The 21,938-nt window shown below is 72.8% G+C and carries 20 protein-coding genes and 1 pseudogene; 14 read left to right on the forward strand and 7 right to left on the reverse strand.

Features of this window, described 5'->3' with window-relative positions; genetic code table 11:
* The first annotated feature begins 146 nt into the window (after positions 1–146).
* From IW249_RS34925 to IW249_RS32920, 5 genes are all read left to right on the forward strand, one after another.
* On the forward strand, positions 147–1,376 hold the full coding sequence (locus tag IW249_RS34925) for a sensor histidine kinase (protein WP_196924345.1): 1,230 nt from the start codon (positions 147–149) through the stop codon (positions 1,374–1,376).
* On the forward strand, positions 1,373–2,035 hold the full coding sequence (locus tag IW249_RS32905; RefSeq protein ID WP_196924346.1) for a response regulator: 663 nt from the start codon (positions 1,373–1,375) through the stop codon (positions 2,033–2,035). Before IW249_RS34925 ends, IW249_RS32905 begins: the two co-directional genes overlap by 4 nt.
* 99 nt (positions 2,036–2,134) lie before the next feature.
* On the forward strand, positions 2,135–3,037 hold the full coding sequence (locus tag IW249_RS32910; RefSeq protein ID WP_196924347.1) for an alpha/beta hydrolase: 903 nt from the start codon (positions 2,135–2,137) through the stop codon (positions 3,035–3,037).
* Positions 3,034–4,299, forward strand: a complete 1,266-nt coding sequence (locus IW249_RS32915) for an acyltransferase family protein (protein WP_196924348.1) — start codon at positions 3,034–3,036, stop codon at positions 4,297–4,299. The genes IW249_RS32910 and IW249_RS32915 overlap by 4 nt, the downstream gene beginning before the upstream one ends.
* Positions 4,300–4,361: 62 nt before the next feature.
* A complete protein-coding gene (locus tag IW249_RS32920; RefSeq protein ID WP_196925116.1) occupies positions 4,362–4,577 on the forward strand; it encodes a hypothetical protein in 216 nt (71 codons plus the stop codon).
* Between the two features lie 18 nt (positions 4,578–4,595).
* Here the strand turns inward: IW249_RS32920 and IW249_RS32925 are convergent, their stop codons facing one another.
* From IW249_RS32925 to IW249_RS32935, 3 genes are read right to left on the reverse strand one after another with little or no spacing between them, the layout of a single operon-like run.
* Positions 4,596–5,546, reverse strand: coding sequence for a VWA domain-containing protein (locus IW249_RS32925; RefSeq protein ID WP_196924349.1), 951 nt, complete (start codon positions 5,544–5,546; stop codon positions 4,596–4,598).
* A complete protein-coding gene (locus IW249_RS32930) occupies positions 5,543–6,544 on the reverse strand; it encodes a DUF58 domain-containing protein (RefSeq protein ID WP_196925078.1) in 1,002 nt (333 codons plus the stop codon). The genes IW249_RS32925 and IW249_RS32930 overlap by 4 nt, the downstream gene beginning before the upstream one ends.
* On the reverse strand, positions 6,523–7,620 hold the full coding sequence (locus IW249_RS32935) for an AAA family ATPase (protein ID WP_196924350.1): 1,098 nt from the start codon (positions 7,618–7,620) through the stop codon (positions 6,523–6,525). Before IW249_RS32935 ends, IW249_RS32930 begins: the two co-directional genes overlap by 22 nt.
* Before the next feature lie 241 nt (positions 7,621–7,861).
* Between IW249_RS32935 and IW249_RS32940 the strand changes: the two genes are divergently transcribed.
* The 5 genes from IW249_RS32940 (at position 7,862) to IW249_RS32960 (ending at position 11,838) form a co-directional block, all read left to right on the forward strand.
* On the forward strand, positions 7,862–8,092 hold the full coding sequence (locus tag IW249_RS32940; RefSeq protein ID WP_196924351.1) for a hypothetical protein: 231 nt from the start codon (positions 7,862–7,864) through the stop codon (positions 8,090–8,092).
* Positions 8,093–8,334: 242 nt separating this feature from the next.
* Positions 8,335–8,868, forward strand: coding sequence for a PH domain-containing protein (locus IW249_RS32945; RefSeq protein ID WP_196925079.1), 534 nt, complete (start codon positions 8,335–8,337; stop codon positions 8,866–8,868).
* A 103-nt stretch (positions 8,869–8,971) separates the two neighbouring features.
* Positions 8,972–10,447, forward strand: a complete 1,476-nt coding sequence (locus IW249_RS32950; RefSeq protein WP_196924352.1) for a PH domain-containing protein — start codon at positions 8,972–8,974, stop codon at positions 10,445–10,447.
* Between the two features lie 54 nt (positions 10,448–10,501).
* Positions 10,502–10,849 carry a PadR family transcriptional regulator gene (locus tag IW249_RS32955; RefSeq protein ID WP_112582958.1) on the forward strand — a complete coding sequence of 116 codons (348 nt, stop codon included), beginning with the start codon at positions 10,502–10,504 and terminating at the stop codon, positions 10,847–10,849.
* Positions 10,846–11,838, forward strand: coding sequence for a hypothetical protein (locus tag IW249_RS32960; protein ID WP_196924353.1), 993 nt, complete (start codon positions 10,846–10,848; stop codon positions 11,836–11,838). Before IW249_RS32955 ends, IW249_RS32960 begins: the two co-directional genes overlap by 4 nt.
* Here IW249_RS32960 and IW249_RS32965 read toward each other — a convergent pair.
* Positions 11,835–12,920 (reverse strand): phosphatase PAP2 family protein, encoded by a 1,086-nt coding sequence (locus tag IW249_RS32965; protein ID WP_231392756.1) that lies wholly within the window; start codon positions 12,918–12,920, stop codon positions 11,835–11,837. The genes IW249_RS32960 and IW249_RS32965 overlap by 4 nt on opposite strands.
* Before the next feature lie 127 nt (positions 12,921–13,047).
* Here IW249_RS32965 and IW249_RS32970 point away from each other — a divergent pair, with 127 nt between their 5' ends.
* Both IW249_RS32970 and IW249_RS32975 read left to right on the forward strand, forming a co-directional pair.
* On the forward strand, positions 13,048–13,452 hold the full coding sequence (locus IW249_RS32970; protein WP_196924354.1) for a thioesterase family protein: 405 nt from the start codon (positions 13,048–13,050) through the stop codon (positions 13,450–13,452).
* Positions 13,449–14,269, forward strand: a pseudogene (locus IW249_RS32975) (MBL fold metallo-hydrolase). Before IW249_RS32970 ends, IW249_RS32975 begins: the two are co-directional and overlap by 4 nt.
* A 106-nt stretch (positions 14,270–14,375) precedes the next feature.
* On the opposite strand, the gene IW249_RS32980 reads toward IW249_RS32975, so the two are convergent.
* Positions 14,376–15,311, reverse strand: a complete 936-nt coding sequence (locus tag IW249_RS32980) for a PfkB family carbohydrate kinase (protein WP_196924355.1) — start codon at positions 15,309–15,311, stop codon at positions 14,376–14,378.
* A gap of 114 nt (positions 15,312–15,425) precedes the next feature.
* A complete protein-coding gene (locus IW249_RS32985) occupies positions 15,426–16,577 on the reverse strand; it encodes an XdhC family protein (protein WP_307788788.1) in 1,152 nt (383 codons plus the stop codon).
* A gap of 392 nt (positions 16,578–16,969) precedes the next feature.
* Here IW249_RS32985 and IW249_RS32990 point away from each other — a divergent pair, with 392 nt between their 5' ends.
* Complete coding sequence (locus tag IW249_RS32990) at positions 16,970–18,037, forward strand: lytic polysaccharide monooxygenase (protein WP_196925081.1); 1,068 nt, start codon at positions 16,970–16,972, stop codon at positions 18,035–18,037.
* Positions 18,038–18,134: 97 nt separating this feature from the next.
* Here the strand turns inward: IW249_RS32990 and asnB are convergent, their stop codons facing one another.
* Entirely contained in the window at positions 18,135–20,096 is a 1,962-nt protein-coding gene (gene asnB / locus IW249_RS32995; RefSeq protein ID WP_091405235.1) for an asparagine synthase (glutamine-hydrolyzing), read from the reverse strand.
* Positions 20,097–20,228: 132 nt separating this feature from the next.
* On the opposite strand from asnB, the gene IW249_RS33000 reads away from it, so the two are divergent.
* The gene (locus IW249_RS33000; protein WP_196924357.1) at positions 20,229–21,710 is read left to right on the forward strand and encodes an aminopeptidase P family protein; all 1,482 of its coding nucleotides are present in this window, start codon (positions 20,229–20,231) and stop codon (positions 21,708–21,710) included.
* Positions 21,711–21,938 lie beyond the last annotated feature (228 nt).

Below are 21,938 nucleotides of genomic sequence, written 5' to 3' on the forward strand. Positions count from 1 at the left end.
TTGCGAATGGTCAGCACGGACGCGTCGGAGCCTAGGCGTTACCGGCAGGTAAGCGCTAACGGGAGTCGCGTCACACTGGGGTACGACACGGGGATCAACCCCTGGTGGCACGCCTCGTGGCGGGGTCGGCCCGTAGCCTCCGGGTGGTGAACCGGCAACCGATCGCGGTGGCAGTGCGGGCCCTGCGGCAGACAGTGCTGGGCCCGGACGCCCGGCCCGAGCGGCCGCTGCTGGCCCGTTGGCCCGGGCCGGCCCGCTACGCCGCGCCGGTCGGTCTGCTCGCCGCGCTCGGCCTCTTCCTGATCACGCTGACAGTGGAGAGCGAATGGGGCCTGGCGCCGCCGATCGCGCTCCTGTTCGCGGCGATGACTGTGGCACCGCTGCTGGCGTTGCCCCGGCGTCCGCTGCTGGCCTGGCGGCTGACGGTGCTGGCCCTGCTGATCTGCACGTTCAACGCGCCGGACGACCAGGCCTGGCCGTGGACCCCGCCGCTGGCGCTCGGGTCGATCGCGGTGGTGGCGGTGGTCGTCGCACGGGTCGACCGGCCGGTGCTGGTCTGGGTGGTGGTGATCAGCACGGTGCCGGTGCTCACCCTGGTCCATCCCGACAACCGGGTCCCCGTCCTGCTGCTACTCGGCGCGCTGGCGATCGTCGGCGACCTGATCCGCCGCAACCGGCTGTCCCGGCACGCGCTGGCGGCGCAGGCCGAGCTGAGCGAACGGGAGCAGGAGCGCCGCGCGGTGCTGGAGGAACGCACCCGGATCGCCCGGGAGCTGCACGACGTGGTGGCCCACCACATGTCGCTGATCGCGGTGCAGGCGGAGACCGCCCCGTACCGGCTGACGGACGTGCCGGCCCCGGTGGCCGCGGAGTTCGTCGCCATCGCCGCGTCGGCCCGTGACGCGCTGACCGACATGCGGCGGCTGTTGGGGGTGCTGCGCAGCGAGACGAGCGGGCCGCAGACCGCGCCGCAGCCGGACCTCACCGACCTGGGCGCGATGGTGGACGCGGCACGCCGGGCCGGGCTGCCGGTCACCCTGGACGCCGAACCGGTGGACGACGACCGGGTGCCCGCGCCGGTCGGGCTGGCCGCGTACCGCATCGTGCAGGAGGGCCTGGCCAACGCGGCCCGCCACGCGGCCGGCGCCGCGGTGCGCGTCACCGTCCGCGCCGGTCAATCCGGTCTGGGAGTACGCGTCGAGAACTCCCCGGCCGACGTCCGACCGACCGCTGACGGCGGCTCCGGGCACGGGCTGACCGGCATGCGGGAACGGGCCACCTCGCTGGGCGGTACGTTCACCGCCGGGCCGCTGCCCGGCGGGGGTTACGCGGTGGCGGCCGAGTTGCCGTACGACGCGGAGGGCGGGTACCGATGATCCGGGTGCTGATCGCCGACGACCAGGCGATGGTCCGGCAGGGTTTCGGCGCGTTGCTCGCCGCCCAACCGGACCTGCTGGTGGTGGGTGACGCCGCCGACGGGGCGCAGGCGGTGGCCGCCGCCCGCCACCTCGACCCGGACGTGGTGCTGATGGACGTGCGGATGCCGGTCATGGACGGGCTGGAGGCCACCCGCAAGCTGCTCGGTGACCGGTCGGCGCAGCGACCCCGGGTGCTCATCCTCACCACCTTCGACCTGGACGACTACGTGTACGAGGCGCTGCGCGCCGGGGCCAGCGGGTTCCTGCTCAAGGACGCCCCGGCGGCCGATCTGGTGCAGGCGGTGCGGGTGGTGGCGGCCGGGGACGCGCTGCTCGCCCCGGGGGTCACCCGCCGGCTGATCGCCGAGTTCGCGGCCCGTCCGGACCGCCGCCGCCCGCGCCCCACCGACCTGGCCGGGCTCACCCCCCGCGAGACCGAGGTGCTGCGGTTGATCGCCCGGGGCCGCAACAACGCGGAGATCGCGGGTGACCTGGTGGTGGCCGAGCAGACAGTGAAGACGCACGTGGGGCGGATCCTGGCCAAGCTGGGTCTGCGCGACCGGGCCCAGGCAGTGGTGCTGGCGTACGAGACGGGTCTGGTGGCCGCCGGCGAGTAGCCCCGGGGAGCCACCCCGGGAACGGCTCTCCGGGACGACGACCGGGCCGCGCCCCTGGGCGCAATCTCCCTCCGGACGACATTCCGGAGGGAGAACGTGATGCGACGACGAGGTGCCAGCCGGGTGGCGATGGCCGCGCTGCTCGGCGTGAACCTGGTCCTGCCGACCCGACCCGAGCCGGCCACGGCGGCGGGGTTCGAGGCGTACCCGGTGATGGCGGCGGCGATGCGCGCGGCCGGCCCCCCGTACGCGGACTGGGCGGCCGACGGACGCCGGTTCCTGCTGTTCGACGCGCGCGGTGACGGCCGCGCGGTGGAGGTGTTGGGCGACCTCGCCGACGCGGACCGGATCGCGGTGCTGGTGCCGGGGGTCGGCAGCACCCTCGCCGACTTCGACAGGGGGTTGGGCGGGGTGGCCCGGCGGGCGCCGGCGGTGCAGGCCGGGCAGCTCTTCCGGGAGCTGCGGGCGACCGACCCGGCGGCGCGGGTGGCGGTGCTGGCCTGGCTCGGCTACGACCCGCCCGACGGGGTGTTGACCGCCGCCGGTGGCGTCAGCGCCCGGCGCGGCGCGGCCGGGCTGGCCGCGCTGCTGCGGGAGCTGGCCGGGCGGCGTCCGGCGGCGACGATCACGCTCGTCGGGCACAGCTACGGGGCGCTGGTGGTGTCGCTGGCGGCGGCGGACGCACCGTCCCAGGTCACCGACGTGGTCAGCCTCGGCGGCGTCGGTGCCGGGGTGCAGCGCGCCGACGACCTGCCCGGCGTGCGGCGGTTCTGGGCGGCCGAGGCGCCGACCGACTGGATCCGTCGGGTACCGCCGGTGCGGCTGCCCGGCCTGGGCTTCGGCCGGCGACCGGGCGACCGGGCTTTCGGCGCCCGACCCCTGCCGGTGGGTGGGGTGGCGGGGCACGACGGTTACCTCGCGTCGGGCAGCGCCGCGCTGGTAGCGGTGGCAGCGGTGGTGCTGGGCGGCATCGACGCCGCCCGGATCGGGGACGTCCGGTGAGCCGGGACCGTGCGATCGACGCGTTGCGGGCGTACGCCATCGGCGGTGTGGTGCTGGGGCATTGGCTGGTCACCGGGTTGGTGCTGGCCGGCGACGGCGGGCTGCACCAGGCCAGTCCGCTGACCGCGCTGCCCGACCTGGCCCCGGTGACCTGGGTGTTGCAGACGCTCGGGCTCTTCTTCTTCACCGCCGGGTTCGGCTCGACCCGGTCGCTGGCCCGCCACCCGGGCGGTGCGGGCGGTTGGCTGGCTGGGCGGCTGCGCCGGCTGCTGCTGCCCACTGTGGCGCTGCTCGGTGTGGGGGCCGCCGTGCTGCTCGCCGCCACAGTCGTCGGCACCTCGGACGACACGCTCGCCGTCGCGCTGCGCCTCGCGGTCAGCCCGTTGTGGTTCCTGCTACCGCTGGTGGTCCTGGTCGCGCTGACCGGCCCGTTGCGTGTCGCCGTACGCCGGTGGGGGGTGGCGCGGTGCGGGACACCGGCGGTGGCCGTGGTGGCCGCGGCCGACCTGGCCGTCCGGCTGTTGCCGGCCGGCACCGACCTGCCCCCGGTCACCGTGCTGGCGGCCTGGTCGGTGCCGTACCTGCTGGGCGTGGCGCACGCCGACGGGCGGCTGAACGGCCGGCGGGCGGGCGGCACGGTGGCGGCCGGTGGGGCGGTCGCGCTGGCGGCGCTGCTGGCGCTCGGCTACCCGGTGAGCGCGGTCGGCGTGCCCGGGGCCGGGGTGTCCAACCTGAACCCGCCGTCGCTGCTGGTCGTGGCGCTGGCGGTCGCCCAGGTCGGGCTGGGGCTGCTCGCCCGGCCGGCGCTGCACCGGTTGCTGACCCGGCCGCTGGCAAGCCGGGCGGTGAGCGCCGTGAACCGGTCCGCGGTGCGGATCTACCTGTGGCACCAACCGGTACTGGTGGCGGTGACAGCGCTCACCGCCCGCACCGGGCTGGCAGTGCCCGGTCTGCACACCGTCCCGGACGACCCGGGGTGGGTGCTGGCGCGCTGCTGCTGGCTGCCGTTGTTCGCCGTGGTGCTGGTCACTGTCGTGCGAGTGGGTCAGCCGGTGTCGTTTCGCCGAGGCGTATTCGCTGGTGGCGAAGGGCGTCGCCAACCGGGCGGTGGAGGGTTCGCCGGCCGGTCGGCCGAGTGCGTTCCGTCGGCACCGCAGGTGTACGATCATCGACGTTCCGGCCCGCCCGACTTGCAGGAGGTGATCGCTGTGCGAGATAGCGATCCTCCCAGTCGTGGCCGGGCCGATGGTCAGTCCCGCTGAGCCACGACTCAGTCTGGTGAGCTGACCCCGCTCCGCTCCCCACCACGTCGGCAGCTGCCGAGGTGAGTGTGCCGCGCCGCCCGATTCCGGGCGGTCGCCGGGAGCCGCCCGGTCACGACTTCGTGTGTGCGTCCCCACCCCCTGCGGTCCGCCCCCGCACGCGGACCGTCCAGCCGCCACCCGGAGCCGTCATGAGCCGCTACGTCGCCCCGCTGGGCTTCACCCTCGCCGCCGTCTGGGTGGCCATCGTCTTCGTGCTCGCCGGCGGCGGTCACTGACCGCCGCCGGCGCACCGGCTACAGCATCCGGGACGACCAGAGCAGACTGAACGCGCCCGCGCAGAGCGCCAGCAGCAACGCCACCCCGGCGTACCACTGGGTCACCTCACGCGGCTCGGTGCGGAACCCGATCGAGCTGCCCATGTCCTGGTAGACCTGCTTCAGTTCGCTCACCGAAGCCGCCTCGTAGTAGTAACCCTCGGTGGTCTCGGCCAGCTCGGCGAGGGCCAACCGGTCCACCGGCACCCGCTGCAACTGCCCGCCGATGTCGACCTGGCCGGTGTCGGTGCCGAAGGCGATGGTGGAGACCGGAACGTTGGCCGCCTGCGCGGCCGCCGCCGCCTCCTCCACCGCCCGACCCGAGGTCCGGAAACCGTCGGAGAGCAGCACGATCCGGGCCGGCGGAATACCCGCCGCGCCGTCGGCCGGCACCGACCGGATCGCCTCCAGACAGGTGAACACCGCCTCACCGGTCGCTGTCGCCTCGGCCAGCACCAGCCCGTCGACGGCGCTGGTCACCGCGTCCCGGTCCTTGCCCGGTGGCACCAGCACGTTGGCCGCCTTGGCGAACGACACGAGGCCCAGGTTGTAGCTCTCCGGCAGCTCACTGACGAACTGCTTGGCCGCCTCCTGGGCCGCCTCCAGCCGGTTCGGCGCCACGTCGTCGGCCTGCATCGACAACGACACGTCGATGGCGAGCATCACCGTCGCCCGTTCCAGCGGCTCCTTGGTGTCCACCGCCGGACGGGCCAGCGCGGTGGCCAGCACCAGCAGGCAGAGCAGGAACGCGGTCGCCGGGACGTGCCGACGCCAGCCCAGGCCCTTCGGCGCGACCGTACGCAGCAGGTCCACATTGGTGAACCGCATCGCGTACGCCCTGCGGTGCAACTGCCGCCAGACGTAGAACGCGGCGAGGGCGAACACCGGCAGCACGGCCAGCAGCCACCACGGTTGCAGAAAACGGATCATCGTGTCGTCCCCCGGGTACGCGCGTGCCGCTGCGCGGCCACGAATCGCACCATGTCCAGCAGCCAGTCTCGGTCGGTACGAAGACGCAGGTGGGCAGCGCCGGCGCCGCGCAGGGCGGCGGCGATCGTGGCCCGTTGGGCGGTGGCGGCCTCGGCGTAGCGCTGCCGCAGCCGCGGGTCGGCGGTCTGCACCTCGTGCAGTTCACCGCTCTCCGGGTCGACCACCGGCAGCACGCCCACGTCGGGCAGTTCCAGCTCACGCGGGTCGACCACCTCGATGGCCAGCACGTCGTGGCGGACGCGCAGCTTGCGCATCGGCCGCGCCCACTGCTCGGCCGGCGCGAGGAAGTCCGAGACCACCACGGCCACCCCGCGACGGCGGGGCGGCCGGTTGAGCATCTCGATCAGGGCGCCCAGATCACCACGGCCGGGCTGGATGGCGGTGCCGGCGACGGCACGCAGCAGGCCCTGCGCCTCCTTGCGGCCGGAGCGGGCCGGCAGCCGGGTGAGCACCCCGGGCCCGGCCGGTGGTGGTCCGCCCCGCCAGCGTCGGGCCGGCGCGGACGCCCCGCCCCCGGTGCCGATCACGGCGCCGATCCGGTTACCCCCGCGCACTGTCAGGTGGGTGATGGCGGCCGCGGCGGCCACCACGACCTCCCGCTTGAGCCACTGACCGGTGCCGAAGTCGAGGCTGGCGGAGAGGTCCAGCGCGAGCCAGGTCTCCAACTCCCGGTCGGCGACCGTACGCCGCACGTGCGGTGTGGTGGTCCGCGCCGTGACCGGCCAGTCCATCCGGCGCACGTCGTCGCCGGGGCGGTACTCCCGGGACTCTCCCGCCTCACTGCCCGGTCCGGGCAGCAGGCCGGCGTAGTCGCCCTGGAGCAGACCGTCGAGCTTGCGGGTGACGAGCAACTGAAGCCGGGACAGCACTGCCTCACTGCGGTCGGCGAGGGGAGCCGGACGAGGGGTGGGTGAGGTCACGGCCGCTGCCCGGGCCAGCCAGCGCCCGGCGGCGGCGCGATCGACGGCGGCGTGGCCTGCTGCCGGGGAGCGACCGCCGGGAGCGGGATCGTCGACATCACCCGCTGCACGATGTGGTCGGCGGGCACGTCGTCGGCGAGCGCGTCGTAGCTGAGCACCAACCGGTGCCGCAGGATGTCCGGCGCGATGTCCTGCACGTCCTGCGGCAGCGCGTAGTCACGCCCGCGCAGCAGCGCCAACGCGCGGGTGGCCCGGACCAGGCCCAGCGACGCGCGTGGGCTGGCACCGTACTGGATCAGTTGCGCGACGTCGGGCATGCCGTGCTCGGCCGGAGCGCGGGTGGCCAGCACCAACCGGACCGCGTAGTCGACAAGGGCGTTGTGGACGAAGACCTGGTCCGCCTTGCGTTGCAGGGCGATCAGCTCCGGGGTGTCGAACACCGCTGTCGGCTCGGGCGCGGCCACGCCCATCCGGTAGACGATCTCCCGCTCCTCCGCGTCGGTCGGGTAGCCCACCACGATCTTCATGAGGAACCGGTCCCGCTGCGCCTCGGGCAGCGGGTAGACGCCCTCCTGCTCGATCGGGTTCTGGGTGGCCATCACCAGGAACGGGTCGGGCACCCGGTGGCTCTCCCCACCGATGGACACCTGCCGCTCGCTCATGACCTCCAGCAGCGCGGACTGCACCTTCGCCGGCGCCCGGTTGATCTCGTCGGCGAGCAGGAAGTTGACGAAGACCGGCCCGAGCTCGACGTCGAACTTCTCACTGGACTGCCGGTAGATCCGGGTGCCCATGATGTCGGCGGGCACCAGGTCCGGGGTGAACTGCACCCGGGCGAAGGACCCGCCGACGACCTTGGCGAGGGTCTCCACCGCCAGGGTCTTGGCCACCCCGGGCACGCCTTCGAGCAGGCAGTGGCCGCGGGCGAGCAGCGCGACGAACATCCGCTCCACCATCCGGTCCTGCCCGACGATCACACGTTTGATCTCGAACAGGCCCTTTTCCAACAGGGTGGCGTCCTGCGCCGGTGTGGTCACCGGCGCAGGTGCCGCTCCGTTCGGCGTCGGGGCGTCGGGCATGGTCGGCTGGGCCACCGGTCCTCCACAGCGTTTGTCGGTCGTCGCGGCTCGTGCGGTATCAAGACTCGCACGCCTTGCTGAGTGTGGAGGTGGGGAGAAGCCGATTTTGGTCGCGCCGTCCCCAGCAGCCGAATCGCGCATCTCGGGTGTGCGCGGACCGGCCCGTCGCGTGTACGATTCACCCCGTCGCCGGGCGGCTCCCCCCGTGGTCGCCCGGCGCTCAACCTCTCCGTCCCGCCGCCCTAGACTGGCCGGGATGAGCATCCCCTCCCCCGCCGACGAGGCCCTGGTCTGTTCGGCCCGGGGCTGCCGGTCCACCGCCGTCTGGGCGCTGGAGTGGAACAATCCCCGTCTGCACGACGCCGATCGGCGCAAGACCTGGTTGGCCTGCGCCGACCATCGGGGCAGCCTCGGTGACTTCCTCGACGCTCGGGGCTTCCTGCGTGCCGTCACTCCGGTGCCCGGATCGCCTACGCTCGACGTGTGAGCGGCGACCCTCCGGCTTCCCCCGGCCCCATCTCCCCGTCCTGGCCGCCCACCCCGGCCGCCGCACCGCCCGGCGTGGAGCCGCCGCCCGGCGCGTTCCCAGCGCCCGGCACCCTCGGCCCGGAGCCTGCCGCGCCGGACGTCTCGACGCCCGCCCCGCTGCCACCGGGCGCACTGCCACCCGGTCACCGGCCGGCACCCGCCGCCGACCAGCGCGCGCCCGACCTGCCGTTCCCGGGCCTCCTGCCGCCCGAGCCCGGCGCGCTGTCGACGGCCGCGCCGGGTGGCCGAGGCCCGCTGGAGCCCTGGCCGGACACTGTCAACTGGCAGCCGATCTCCACCGACCTGATCTGGGTGGAGCTGATCCGGCTGGCGATCGTGGTCGCCATCGGCCTGGTGGTGACGGCGGTCGGCTGGGCGTTCAGCGGCCACTGGCTGTTCGGGCTCGCCGTCGCCCTCGTGCTGGTGTTCGGGGTGTGGCGGGCCATCGCGATCGTCCGCGCGGTCCGGGCCTGGGGGTACGCCGAGCGGGAGAACGACCTGCTGGTCCGGCACGGGCTGCTGGTCCGCCGGCTCTCCATCGTGCCGTACTCGCGGATGCAGTTCGTCGACGTGAGCGCCGGGCCGTTGGAGCGGGCGTTCGACCTGGCCACCGTGCAGTTGCACACCGCGGCGGCGGCGAGCGACGCCCGGGTGCCCGGGCTGCGGCCGGCGGAGGCGTCCCGGCTGCGCGACCGGCTCACCGCGCTCGGCGAGGACCGGGCAGAGGGCCTGTGAGCGCGAGGAGTGAGCCGGGGTTGCGAGCCCCGCAGTCGCGAACGAAAGGCGACCCTGTGAACACCCCCGCAGGTGACCATCGGCCGCGCCGAGGGCCGCGCCGATGAGCGACGGGCCCGCCGAGCCGAGCACCGTGCCACCCACCGGCCCGACGCCACCGGGGCCGGTGCTGCCCGCTGGCACGTCAGCCACCGACGCGGCTCCCCCTGGGCCGCCGGGAGCGCCCGCGCCGTGGCCGACACCACCCGGCGGCGGCGAGGGCGAACCCCGGCAGCGACTGCACCCGCTCAGCCCGGTGCTGCACGGCGCCAAGTCCCTGGTCGTGGTGATCGCCGGGCTGTCCTGGTCGACGCTGTCCCGGGTGGGCTTCGGCTGGTTCGCCGCCATGGTGGCGGTACTGGCGCTCGGCGCGACAGTGCTGTCGGTGATCAGCTGGTACAACACCGGCTACCACGTCGTCGGCCGGGAACTACGGGTGTACGAGGGGCTGCTCTGGCGGCGTACCCGGGCCATCCCGTTGGAACGGTTGCAGGCCGTGGAGGTGGTCCGGCCGCTGCTCGCCCAGCTCACCGGCCTGGCCGAGCTGCGCTTGGAGGTGGTCGGCGGAGGCAAGACCGAGGCGCCACTGGCGTACCTCGGGGTGGCCGACGCGGCAGTGCTGCGCGAGCGTCTGCTGGCGCTGGCCGGGCGGGTGGCGCAGCTGCCCGCGCCCGGCGACGCGGCCGCCCCGGTGGCCCCGGGTGCGACAGCGCCGCCGGCGGCCGTGCCGGGCCGGCCACTGCACGCGGTACGCAACCAGAACCTGCTGATCAGCCAACTCCTCACCCCTCAGGCGTTCCTGCTCCCGTTCGGTGTGGCCTTCGTCGTGGTGCAGTTCCTCACCGCCGGATCATGGTCGTTCGTCGCTGTGGCGAGCACACTGACCGCGATGGCGGGTGTGCTGCTGCAACCGATCCGCCGGGTCCTCGACGACTGGAACTTCCGGCTGGCCCGCGACGGCGGCACGCTGCGGGTGCACAACGGCCTGCTGGAGACGCGGGCGCAGACCGTGCCGTTGGACCGGGTGCAGACCGTGCGGGCCACCTGGCCGCTGCTGTGGCGGATGAAGGGCTGGCTGCGGCTGCGGCTGGAGGTGGCCGGTTACTCCGTCGCGGAGGCCGACGACCGCAACCGGCCCGACCGGTTGCTGCCGGTCGGCGACCTGCCGACGGCGACGATGATCGTCGCCGAGGTGCTTCCCGGGGTACGCCTCGACGTGCTCACGCTGAGCCCACCTCCGCGCCGGACCCGTTGGCTGCACCCACTGGGCCGCGCCGCGTTCGGCGCCGGGCTGTTCGAGGAGGTCTTCGCCACCCGGTCCGGGCGGCTCACCCGGCAGCTGGTGATCGTGCCGTACGCCCGGATCCAGAGCGTGCGAGTGGTCCAGGGGCCCCTCCAGCGCCGGCTGGGGTTGGCCTCCGTACACGCGGACACCGCGGGCGGCTCCGGCGCCACCGCCCAGGACCGCGACCTGGCAGAGGCCTGGGCCCTGGCGGCCGATCTGACCACGAGAGCCCACCAGGCCCGCACCCAACCCTGACCCGCCCCGGTCCACGTCGTTGCTATATATATCGCCGTGCGATATATATAGCACATGGACATCAGTGAGCAGACGTTCCTGATCCTCTCCGCCCTCGCCGACCAACCCCGCCACGGCTACGCGGTGGTGACAGAGGTCGACGAGATGACCGACGGCAGGATCCGGTTACGCGCCGGCACCCTCTACGGGGCCCTCGACCGCCTCGTCACCCAGGGGCTCATCGCCCCCGACCACGACGAGGTGGAGAAGGGCCGGCTGCGCCGTTTCTACAAACTGACCGACGCGGGGGCGGACGCCATCCGCGCCGAGAGCCAGCGGATGGCCACCGCGGTCCGGCTCGCCGAGGAGCGCCTCAACAAGCGTGCCGCCCGCAACGCCCCGCGCCTTGGGACCATCGGATGAGCCCGGACATAGGCCCCCTGGAACGACGGTATCGGCGGCTGCTGCGCCTGCTGCCCGCCACGCACCGGACCACCCGCGGCGAGGAACTGCTCGGGCTGCTGCTCGACCTCGACGACGGCCGCCGGCACCCCAGCCGGCACGAGACACTGCACATCATCGCCCTGGCGATCCGGCTGCGACTCACCACGCCCGTCACCACCACGGCCCTGACCACCGGGCTCACCGCCCTGCTCGTCGCCGCCGGCACCCAGCCCGCCGGTCACACAGTGGACCTGTTCACCGGCGCCGTCCTCGCCCCCGACATGTCGGCCGTCATCGCCAGCTGGCCGCAGCTTGTCGCTCTCGGCCTGCTGCCCCTCGCGCCGCTGATCGCCTGGCTGTGCGGCGCGACCCGGACCGCCCTCACCCTGCAGGCGATGTTCCTGACGGCCACCATGGGTTGGCTCGTCATCGACGTGCTCAGCGGCGCCAGCCTGGGAATCAACCCCGGCCAACAACTCCTCGCGTACGCCGCCCCACCGGTCCTGACCCTCGCCCTGCTCGCGATCGCCGCCCGCGAGCGGTGGGCCGTGCCCCGGCCGCGCCTGTTCTGGTGGGCCCTCGTCCCGCTCGGGATCCTCGCCTGGAAGGGCACCGGAGAGTGGGGGCGCCACGGCGTCTACGTTCCCGACGCCGTGCCGACGGTCATCGGGATCCTCACCGCCACCGCCGTCGCTGTCGGAGCCGCCGTCGCGGTCCGCCGCCACCGGCCCATCGTCATCATCGGCGTCGGACTCACCGGGTTCATCGCCGGATGGCTCGTCCCCGACCCGCTGCTCTCCAACACGGCGATGCGGCACTTCGACGGTCAGCCGCTGCCACTGGCGATCGTCATCACGGTGGTCGCCGCCACCATGGCCGGCATCAATCGCCTCGCCCGTCGCCTCAGGCCCGAGGTGCGGTCGCTACCACCCGATGAACCCGTGCTGACCGACCCTCATGGGATCTAACGGTCGGCGGGGATCGCGGGGTGGGTGGTGGTGTCCGGTTCCCGTGGTGACGGGGGCTCGGGCTCGCCGGGCGGGGGGTCGGTGGGCGACGGTGGGGGTTCCGTGGCCTGTTCCGACTCGGCGCTCGGGTGGCGGACACGCCAGGCCGCCCAACCACGCTCCGCCAGACCGACCACCAGGAACGTCAGCCCCACGTACGCCCAGCCGACCAGCACGTCGATCACGTAGTGCTCACCCGAGTAGACCAGGGTGAAGGTCATCGCCAGCGGGTACGCGAGCAGCAGCGGCCACCAGCGACGACGGGTGGCGGTCAGGAAGAACAGCACCACGAACAACGCCCACGCGGTGTGCAGCGACGGCATCGCGGCGACCGGGTTGGAGGCGATCTGGCCGGCGTTGAGGACGTTGCCGGCGCCGTGCATGCCGAACGCCTTCCACCCGCGGGTCGAGATCCGGGCGACCTCGGTGAGCAGGCCGTTCTGCGCCGCCCACCAGGGCGGCGCGGCCGGGTAGATGAAGTAGGTGACCAGGCCCGCAGCGCAGAGGAAACCCCAGCGCCGCATGTACGCGGCCCAGCGGTGCCGGTCGCGCAGCCAGAGCACCGCGGCGGCGGTGAGCGCCACCACGAAGTGGGAGAAGTACACCCAGCTCGCCGCGACATCCCACCAGTGCACCTGCGGGTGGTAGAGGTGCTCCTGCAACCAGACGGTGGGCACCTCCCCGCCGGTGGCCCAGCCGAACATGAACCGGTCGGCGACGATCAACTCCATCGCGTGCGGCGTGGCCCCGTTGTCGGCGAAGCCGCGCGAGAGGTTGTACACCACGAACAGCAGCACCACCGGCACCCAGTCCCGGGCGAAGCGCAGGTGACTGCGCCAGGGCCGTTCGCTGTTCCAGGCGATGGTCGCGAGCCAGATCCAGACGAAGGCGTACGCCGGGTCGGTGGGCAGGCCGATGGCCAGCCACGCGGCGACGAAGGCGACCGCCCAGACGGTCATCGCGACGACGCGCCGACGACCCCCGTCCGGGGACGCGGGCGGGTCGGTCCGGGCGGGGGGCTGGGGGTCAGTCACGACGGCCATCGGGGTCAAGGTTAACGACGGGTACGGCATAGACCGACGGGGACCACCCGTAGGTCGTCGCGGGCGGGTGCGCCCGGATCGCCGGGCGCGTGCTCGACGTGTCCGGCGAACACCTAGGCTGACGACCATGCAGGAGCAGCCCGAACCGGCCTTCGCGCCGGGTCTGACCGCCCAGGTCGAGTTGACCGTCACCGACGCGGACACCGCCCAGGCGGTCGGTTCCGGGGACGTACCGGTGCTGGGCACTCCCCGGGTGCTGGCGCTGGCGGAGGCGGCCACCGTCGCGGCGACGGCGATCGGGATGCCGCCCGGGTCGACGACGGTGGGTACCCGGGTCGAGTTGGAGCACCTGGCGCCGACAGTGGTCGGCCGGACGGTGCGCGCGCAGGCGCTGCTGGCGACCGTCGACGGTCGCCGGCTGTCGTTCGAGGTCACCGTCAGCGACGGTGACCAGACGGTGGCCCGGGGCCGGGTGGACCGGATCCTGGTCGACCGGGGACGCTTCGTCGAGCGCGCCGGGCGGGCCTCGTGAACGCCGGCTTCGTCGAGGTCGCCGACCGGGTGCACGTGCTGGCCGAGCCGCTGCTGCGGGTCAACGTCACACTGGTCGTCGGCGACGACGAGGCGCTACTGGTGGACACGCTCTCGTCGGCCGCCCAGGCCACCGAGCTGGCGGCGGCCGTCCGGGCGATCACCGACCGCCCGTTGACGCTTGTCAACACTACGACCACTGCTTCGGCAACGCCGTCCTGGCCGGCGACCCACCCCGACCGGTGTACGCGCACGAACTGGCCGCCACCGCCCTGCGTGGGGAGCCGGAGCGGCTGCGCCGCGAGGCGTACGAGGAGTTGCGCACCGAGCATCCGGCGCTCGCCGCCGAGCTGGCCGACACCCCGCTGCTCGCCCCGACGCACACGGTGCACGTCGAGACGGTCCTCGACCTGGGGGGTCGACGGGTGCTGCTGCGCCACCCGGGGCGGGGGCACACCGAGGCCGACCTGGTGGTGCACGTGCCGGACGCCGACGTGCTGGTCGCCGGGGACCTGGTGGAGCAGAGTGGCCCGCCCGCCTTCGAGGACTCGTACCCCTTGCAGTGGCCGGACGCGGTCGCGGACCTGCTGCGGCTGACCACCGCGCGCACGGTGGTCATCCCGGGCCACGGCGACCCGGTGGACGTCGACTTCGTCCGGGCCCAGCACGCGGAGCTGGCGAAGCTGGCCTGGCTGATCCGGGCCGCGCACACCGGCAGCGCCCCGCCGGAGCGGGTGGCCGCCGAGGCCCCCTTCGGCGCCCGCCCCGCCCTGGTCGCCGCCCACCGCGGTTACCTGGAACTGACCGGCACGGCCTGACCCACCCTCGCCCCGCCCCTGCCGCGATCTTGCACTTTGTGCGGGATCAAAAATGAGCAAAGCGGACCAAACGTCGACCGAAAGTGCAAGATCGGCGCGGGCGGGATCAGGCGTGGAAGCGGTTCTCCACGGCGGCGCGGGTGGGCATGGCGGTGGCACCGCCCGGGGATTCGCAGACCAGGCCGGCCACCCGCAGCGCGAAGGCGACCCGGTCGGTCCAGCCGGACGGGCCCTCCGGTTCACCGTCCAGGAGCAGGTCGGCGATCAGCGCGGCCATCACCGAGTCACCAGCGCCGGTGGCGTCGATCGCGTTGACCTTGGGGGCCGGCACCCGGACCGGATCGGCGGCGGCGGCGGCCAGCACCGCACCGGCCGCGCCGAGCGTGACCACCACCGTGGCCGCCCCCAACTCACGCAGGTACACCGCCACCCCCTCGACCGGCTCACCGGGATAGAGCAGCACCGCGTCGGCGGCGCTCAGCTTGACCAGGTGCGCGCCGGCGGCGAACTCGGCCACCACCTCGCGCAGCCCTTCCAGCGCGGCCGGCCCGTTCAGCAGCCGGGGACGAACGTTCGGGTCGAAGACCCGCAGGCCGGGGGTGAGCGACCAGGCACGTCGGGCGGCGGCCAGCGTGTCGGGTTGGAGCAGCACGATCGAGCCGCAGTAGAGCACGTCGGCGCCCTCCAGCAGCGCCAGGTCCAGGTCGTCGGGGCCGAGCAGTCCGTAGGAGACCGGCTCGCCGTAGAAACGGAAGTCCGGCTCCGGCCCCGCGTACGTGACCACCGCGAGCGTGGTCGGCGCCGGCACCGTGATCGCACCGGCCACCCCTACGTCGGCCGCGGCGAGGAAGGCGCGGATCCGGCCGCCCAGCGCGTCGTCACCGAGCGAGCCGACGAACTGTGCCGCTCCGCCGAGTCGGGCCACCCCGACGGCGACGTTGAGCGGCGCGCCGCCGATGGCCTGCCGATAGACCCGCTCCCCGTCGAGTTCGCTGTCGAGCAGGTCGACGAGCGCTTCGCCGAGCACCACCGCGTATCCCATGCCGATCCTCTCGTCGTCGCCACCGGCCGTCGCCCGCCGAGCCGATCGCCGTGGCACCAGGCTGGCACAGCGCGCGGCCCGATGGGCACCGAAGGCCGCGCACCGACGTACGGACTACCCCAGCTGGTGGATCGGCCCGTCGAGCGCCGCGAGAGGGCGGCCGGTGCCGCCCCATCGGGCCGCGACGATCTGCGCGGCCACACTCACGGCGGTCTCCTCCGGGGTACGACCACCGAGGTCCAACCCGATCGGGGAGGCGAGCCGGGCCAGTTGCTCCGAGCTGAGCCCCGCCTCGCTCAGCAGCTTGTGTCGTTCGTCGTGGGTGCGCCGTGAGCCCATCGCGCCGACGTACGCCAGCGGGTGGCGCAGTGCCAGCTCCAGCAGCGGCACGTCGAACTTCGGGTCGTGGGTGAGTACGCACACCACCGTCCGCTCGTCGAGCCGATCGGCCGCCAGCTCGGTACGCAGGTAGCGGTGCGGCCACTGCACCATCACCTCGTCCGCCTCGGGGAAGCGCCGCGCGGTGGCGAAGACCGGCCGGGCGTCGCAGACGGTGACCCGGTAGCCGAGGAACGCACCGATCCGGGTCACCGCGGCGGCGAAGTCGATCGCCCCGAAGACGATCATCCGGGGCGGGGTGGCGTACGCGGTCACGAAGAGGCTGATGCCGTCGCCTCGCCGCTGCCCGTGGTACCCGTACCGGAGCGGTCCGCTGCGTCCCGCGGCGAGCAGCCCGAGGGCGTCGGCGCGGGCGGCGGCGTCGAGCCGGTCGTCGCCGAGCGAGCCGACGGTCCGTTGGCCGGTCAGCACCAGCCGCCGGCCGAGCCGCCGGGCCGGGTCGGTCGGCCCGGCCCCCGGAGAAGTGCCGTCGTCGGCGGCCACGCAGGTGACGATCGCCGCCGGCTGGCCACCGCGGCGGGCGGCGGCGACCGCGTCCAGCGCCGGCAGGGCGCCCGCGTCGACCCGCTCCACGAACACGTCGAGAATGCCGCCGCAGGTCAGGCCCACTGTGTACGCGTCGTCGTCGCTGATCCCGTAGCGGCACAGCTCGGGTTGGCCGGTGTCGAGCACCCGCCGGGCCCGTTCGTAGAGATCCGCCTCGACGCAGCCGCCGGAGACGCTGCCGACGACAGTGCCGTCGGCCGCGACCACCATGGCGGCGCCGGGTGGCTGCGGGGCGGAGTGCCAGGTGGCCACCACGGTGGCCAGCGCGACCGGCTCGCCGTCGCGGCACCGGCGGTGCACCTCGTCGAACACGTCCGGCACCGGTGGCCGCCTCTCCGTTCCCGCTCCCCGTACGCAGGATATGGCGTGCACCGGCGACCGGCGGCTCTTCTCATGCATCGAGTAACGCCTATTGCGCTCGGCTCGTTCGGCGTGGTGGGATGACGCGTACCGGGCGGTGCGAGGGCTGCGGCGCCGCCGGTTGCCGGGTTGGTTAGACGCGAGGGCACCGGTCCAGGACAGGACCGTCGACGGCGCACGTCCACTGGCTGATTTCCGCCGGGGCACGTCGCCGTGATCGTCGCACCGCTCACGACAGCGGGGCGATCACGCCACAACCCACCCGATTGCGGCGGGGCGGCTCAGCCAGCGCCCCTCGCGAGTCAGGAGAACCCGTGAACCGTTCCCGTGTGGCCGCGTTGCTCACCGCGGCCATGACCCTCGCGCTGGGCGTTGTCGCCCTGGCGTCCACTCCTCAGCCGGCCGCCGCGCACGGCGCGGCGATGACGCCGGGCAGCCGTACCTACCTGTGCTGGCAGGACGGCCGCAGCCAGACCGGTGAGATCAGGCCGAACAACCCCGCGTGCTCCGCCGCGGTGGCGCAGAGCGGAGCGAACTCGCTGTACAACTGGTTCAGCGTGCTGCGCTCCGACGCTGGCGGCCGGACCACCGGCTTCATCCCGGACGGGCAGCTGTGCAGCGGCGGCGCAACCGGTTTCCGCGGCTACGACCTGCCCCGCACCGACTGGCCGCTGACCCATCTGACCGCCGGGGCGCGGCTGGACTTCAAGTACAGCAACTGGGCGCACCACCCGGGCACGTTCTACTTCTACGTGACGAAGAACAGTTGGAGCCCGACCCGGGCCCTGGCCTGGAGTGACCTGGAGGAGCCGTTCCTGACGGTGACCAACCCGCCGCAGCGCGGCTCGGTCGGCAGCAACGACGGGCACTACTACTTCAGCGGCAACCTGCCGTCGGGTAAGAGTGGCCGGCACATCATCTACTCCCGCTGGGTCCGCTCGGACTCGCAGGAGAACTTCTTCGGCTGCTCCGACGTGACCTTCGACGGCGGCAACGGCCAGGTCACCGGCGTGGGTCCGGGTGGCACGCCGACCGACCCGCCGACCGACCCGCCGACCGATCCGCCGACCGACCCGACGGATCCGCCGACCGACCCGACCACCCCACCGCCGTCCGGCGGTGACTGCATGGCCGCCTACAAGGTGTCCAGCACCTGGCAGGGTGGATTCCAGGGCGAAGTCACGATCATGAACCACGGCAGTACGCCGTTCGCCGGTTGGACCGCGAGCTGGACCTGGCCCAACGGACAGGCGATCAGTCAGATCTGGAGTGCCACCCAGACAACGTCCGGCTCAACGGTGACGGCGACAAATGTCGGCTACAACGGCACTGTCGCACCGAATGGCAGCACGACGTTCGGCTTCCTGGCGAGTTCCACAGGAACCAACGGACTCCCCACAGTCACCTGCGCCCGCCGCTAACCACCACCCCACCACCACCCTGAAATGATCAAGAGGTTTGCGTCACCGGAACCACTCCGGATGACGCAAACCTCTTGATCAACAGGGTGGGGCAGGGTCAGCGGACCATGGAGCCGACCACCGGCTTCGTGAGCAGCGCGGACTGGTTGCGCTGGATACCCGGGTCGAGCGTCTTGGCCACGAAGATCGCGTGCCAGATGCAGAAGATCAGCACCGTCCACACCTTGCGGGAGTGGTCGGCCTCCTCCCGCTTGTGCTCGTCGAGCAGCCGCAGCGCGTACGACAGGTCGAGCAGGTCACCCGCACCCGAGGTGCTGAGCACGTGCCGGGCCCACTCGTACATCTCGCCACGCAGCCAGACCCGGGTGGGGGTCGGGAAGCCCAGCTTCTTGCGGTTGACGATGGCCGGCGGCACGACACCCTGCAACGCCTGACGCATCGCGTACTTGGTGGCGTCGGAGCGCGGCGGCAGCTTCAGGTCGACCGGGATCTTCGCCGCGACGTCGAAGACCTCACGGTCGAGGAACGGCACCCGCACCTCCAGCGAGTGCGACATCGAGATCCGGTCGGCCTTGACCAGGATGTCGCCGCGCAGCCAGGTGTAGAGGTCGACGTACTGCATCTTGGTGACGTCGTCGAGCTCCGTGCACTCGGCGTAGATCGGGGCGGTCACGTCCGTGTAGCGCACCGAGGGGTCGTAGCGGCGCATCAGGTGCTGCTTCTCCTCCTCGGTGAACATCCGGGCGTTGCCGTAGTACCGCTCCTCGATCGGGGTGGTGCCGCGCTCCAGGAAGCTCTTGCCCTTGACCCCCTGCGGGATCGCCTTGGAGACCGCGCGCAGCCCCTTCTGCACGCCGCCGGGCAGGCCGTTGACGGTGCCCAGCGACAGCGGCTCCCGGTAGATCGTGTAGCCACCGAAGAACTCGTCCGCGCCCTCACCGGAGAGCACCACGGTGACGTGCTCGGCGGCCTTCTTGGCCACGAAGTAGAGCGGCACCAGCGCCGGGTCGGCCACCGGGTCGTCCAGGTGCCAGACGATCTTCGGCAGCGCGTCGATCATGTCCTGCGGACCGATCTTGGTGGGGATCGTCGTGACGTCGAGGTGCCGGGCCGAATCCTGGGCGACGTCGATCTCCGAGTAACCCGGCACGTCGTAGCCGACGGTGAAGGTGAGGATGTTCGGATTGAACTCCCGCGCCAGCGCCACCACAGCTGTGGAGTCGATGCCGCTGGACAGGAACGAGCCGACCGGCACGTCGGAGCGCATGTGCATGCGCACGCTCTCCCGCAGCGTCTCCCGGATCTCGTGGTACAGCTTCTGCTCGTCGTCGACCGGCGCGGGCCGGAACACCGGCCGGTACCACCGGCGTACGTCGATCCGGCCGCCCGGGGTCCAGTTCAGGTACTCCCCGGAGCCGATCCGGCTGATGCCCTTGTGCAGGGTGCCGGGCTCGGGGACGTACTGAAGGGTCAGGTAGTGGCTCAGGTTGGCCGTGTCGACGCCCGCGTCACCCTGGTAGTTGCTGTGCGCGAACGGCAGCAGCGCCTTCTTCTCCGAGGCCAGGTAGAGGCCGTCGGCGGTCTCCAGGTAGTGCATCGGCTTGATGCCGAAGTAGTCGCGGGCACCGAACGCCCGGCGCTCCTGCCGGTCCCAGATGACGAAGGCGAACATGCCCCGCAGCCGGGTGAGCACCTGCTCACCCCAGAAGTGGTAGCCCGCGACGATCACCTCGCCGTCACCGGCGGTGGCGAACTGGGCACCGAAGTTTCTGATCAACTCCTCGCGCAGCTCGATGTAGTTGTAGATCTCGCCGTTGAAGGTCAGCAGGTAACGGCCGTTCGCGTAGGGCAGTGGCTCGTGGCTCGACGCGACGTCGATGATGGCCAGCCGCTTGTGGGCGAACACGCCGTCCGCGTACCGGCCGGAGGCGTCGCCGACCACCTCGACCCCGGTCTCGTCGGGGCCGCGGTGGTGCAGGCATTCCAACGCTCCGGCGATGTGGTCGCGATGCGCTGCGGCGTTGCCGTTCGCGCTGAAGAAGGCCAGAAGTCCGCACATGGTGGCCATCTTTCCACGCGCGCTGTCGGCCCTTGCAGCCGTCCGTCGATCCACCCGACTCCCAGGGGGCGTTACCGCCAACCGGACGCGCGGTACCGTCGGGACCAGCAACGAAGCGGAGGGAGCGGCGCAATGACCGAGGGACAGACCGACGGTACGCCGACGGACGGTACGGAATCGCACGATCCGGACTTCCCGGAGGCGTTCCTGTCCTTCATGCGGCAGGGCTGGAGCGACACCGCGCTTCCCGTGACGCCCCGCCCGGAGACGCCCAACTACGCCAAGCGGCGGGCCGCCCTCTCGGCGGCCTTCCCTGGCGAGACGCTGGTGATCCCCACCGGCACCGAGAAGGTCCGGGCCAACGACACCGACTACCCGTTCCGGCCGGGCAGCGACTTCGCCTACCTGACCGGCGACCACGACGCCGACAGCGTGCTGGTGCTGCGCCCGAACGGCTCGGGGCACGACGCGACGCTGTACATGCGGCCCCGGTCCTCCCGGGAGACCGACGAGTTCTTCCGCAGCCGCAACGGCGAGCTGTGGGTGGGCCGGCGGCACACCCTCGGCGAGAAGTCGACCGAGCTGGGCCTGCCCACCGCCGACCTGACCGGCCTGGAGGCGACGCTCGCCGACCTGGCTCCGGGGCGTACCCGGGTGTTGCGCGGTTTCGACGCCCAGGTGGACGCGGCCGTCCGCCCCTACGACGGGCCCCGGGCCGAGGGCCAGCCGGCCCGCGACCGGGAGCTGGCCATCGCCATTTCGGAGATGAAGCTGGTCAAGGACGAGTGGGAGATCGGCCAACTCCAGGACGCGATCGACGCCACCGTACGCGGCTTCGAGGACGTGGCCCGGATCCTGCCGGCCGACCGGGCGGTCTCCGAGCGGCTGCTGGAGGGCGTCTTCGCGCTGCGGGCCCGCCACGACGGCAACGACGTCGGGTACGGCTCGATCGTCGGCGCCGGCGAGCACGCCACGATCCTGCACTGGGTGCACAACCACGGCGCCACCCGACCGGGTGACCTGCTGCTGATGGACATGGGTGTCGAGGGCCGCAACCTCTACACCGCCGACGTCACCCGGGTCCTGCCGGTGAGCGGCCGGTTCACCGCGCTACAGCGCCAGGTCTACGACATCGTGTACGCCTCGCAGCAGGCCGGCATCGAAGCCATCCGCCCCGGGGTGAAGTTCAAGGACGTCCACCTGACCTGCATGCGCGTGCTCGCCGAGGGCCTGGCCGACCTGGGTCTGCTGCCGGTGAGCGTGGACGAGGCGATGGACGAGAAGTCGACCGTCTACCGGCGGTGGACGCTGCACGGCTTCGGTCACATGCTCGGCATCGACGTGCACGACTGCTCCAACGCCCGCAAGGAGACGTACCGCGACGGCGCGCTGGGTGAGGGCTACGTGCTCACCGTCGAGCCCGGCCTGTACTTCCAGCCGGAGGACGAGCTGGTCCCCGCCGAACTGCGCGGTGTGGGCATTCGGATCGAGGACGACGTGCTGGTCACCGCGACCGGCGCGGTCAACCTGTCGGCCGGGCTGCCCCGGACCTCGGACGAGGTGGAGACCTGGCTGGCCGAGCAGCGCGAAGCCGGCCCCCGCCTGCCCGGCTGACCCGCCTGCCCAGCTAACCCGCCTGCCCACCTAACAGCGAGCCCAGCTAACCCGCCTGCCCAGCTAACAGCGAGCCCAGCTGACCCGCCTGCAGCTGACCCGCCTGCCCAGCGTGATCCACTCGGCTTCCTTGAAGTCGCGCTGTCCCCGCCGCTCGGATACTGCGCTTTCAAGAAAGCCGAGTGGATCACGCCTTGAGGGCGGGCAACGTTCGCTATCCGCACACCC

The organism is Micromonospora vinacea (genome assembly GCF_015751785.1).
Classification (GTDB): domain Bacteria; phylum Actinomycetota; class Actinomycetes; order Mycobacteriales; family Micromonosporaceae; genus Micromonospora; species Micromonospora vinacea.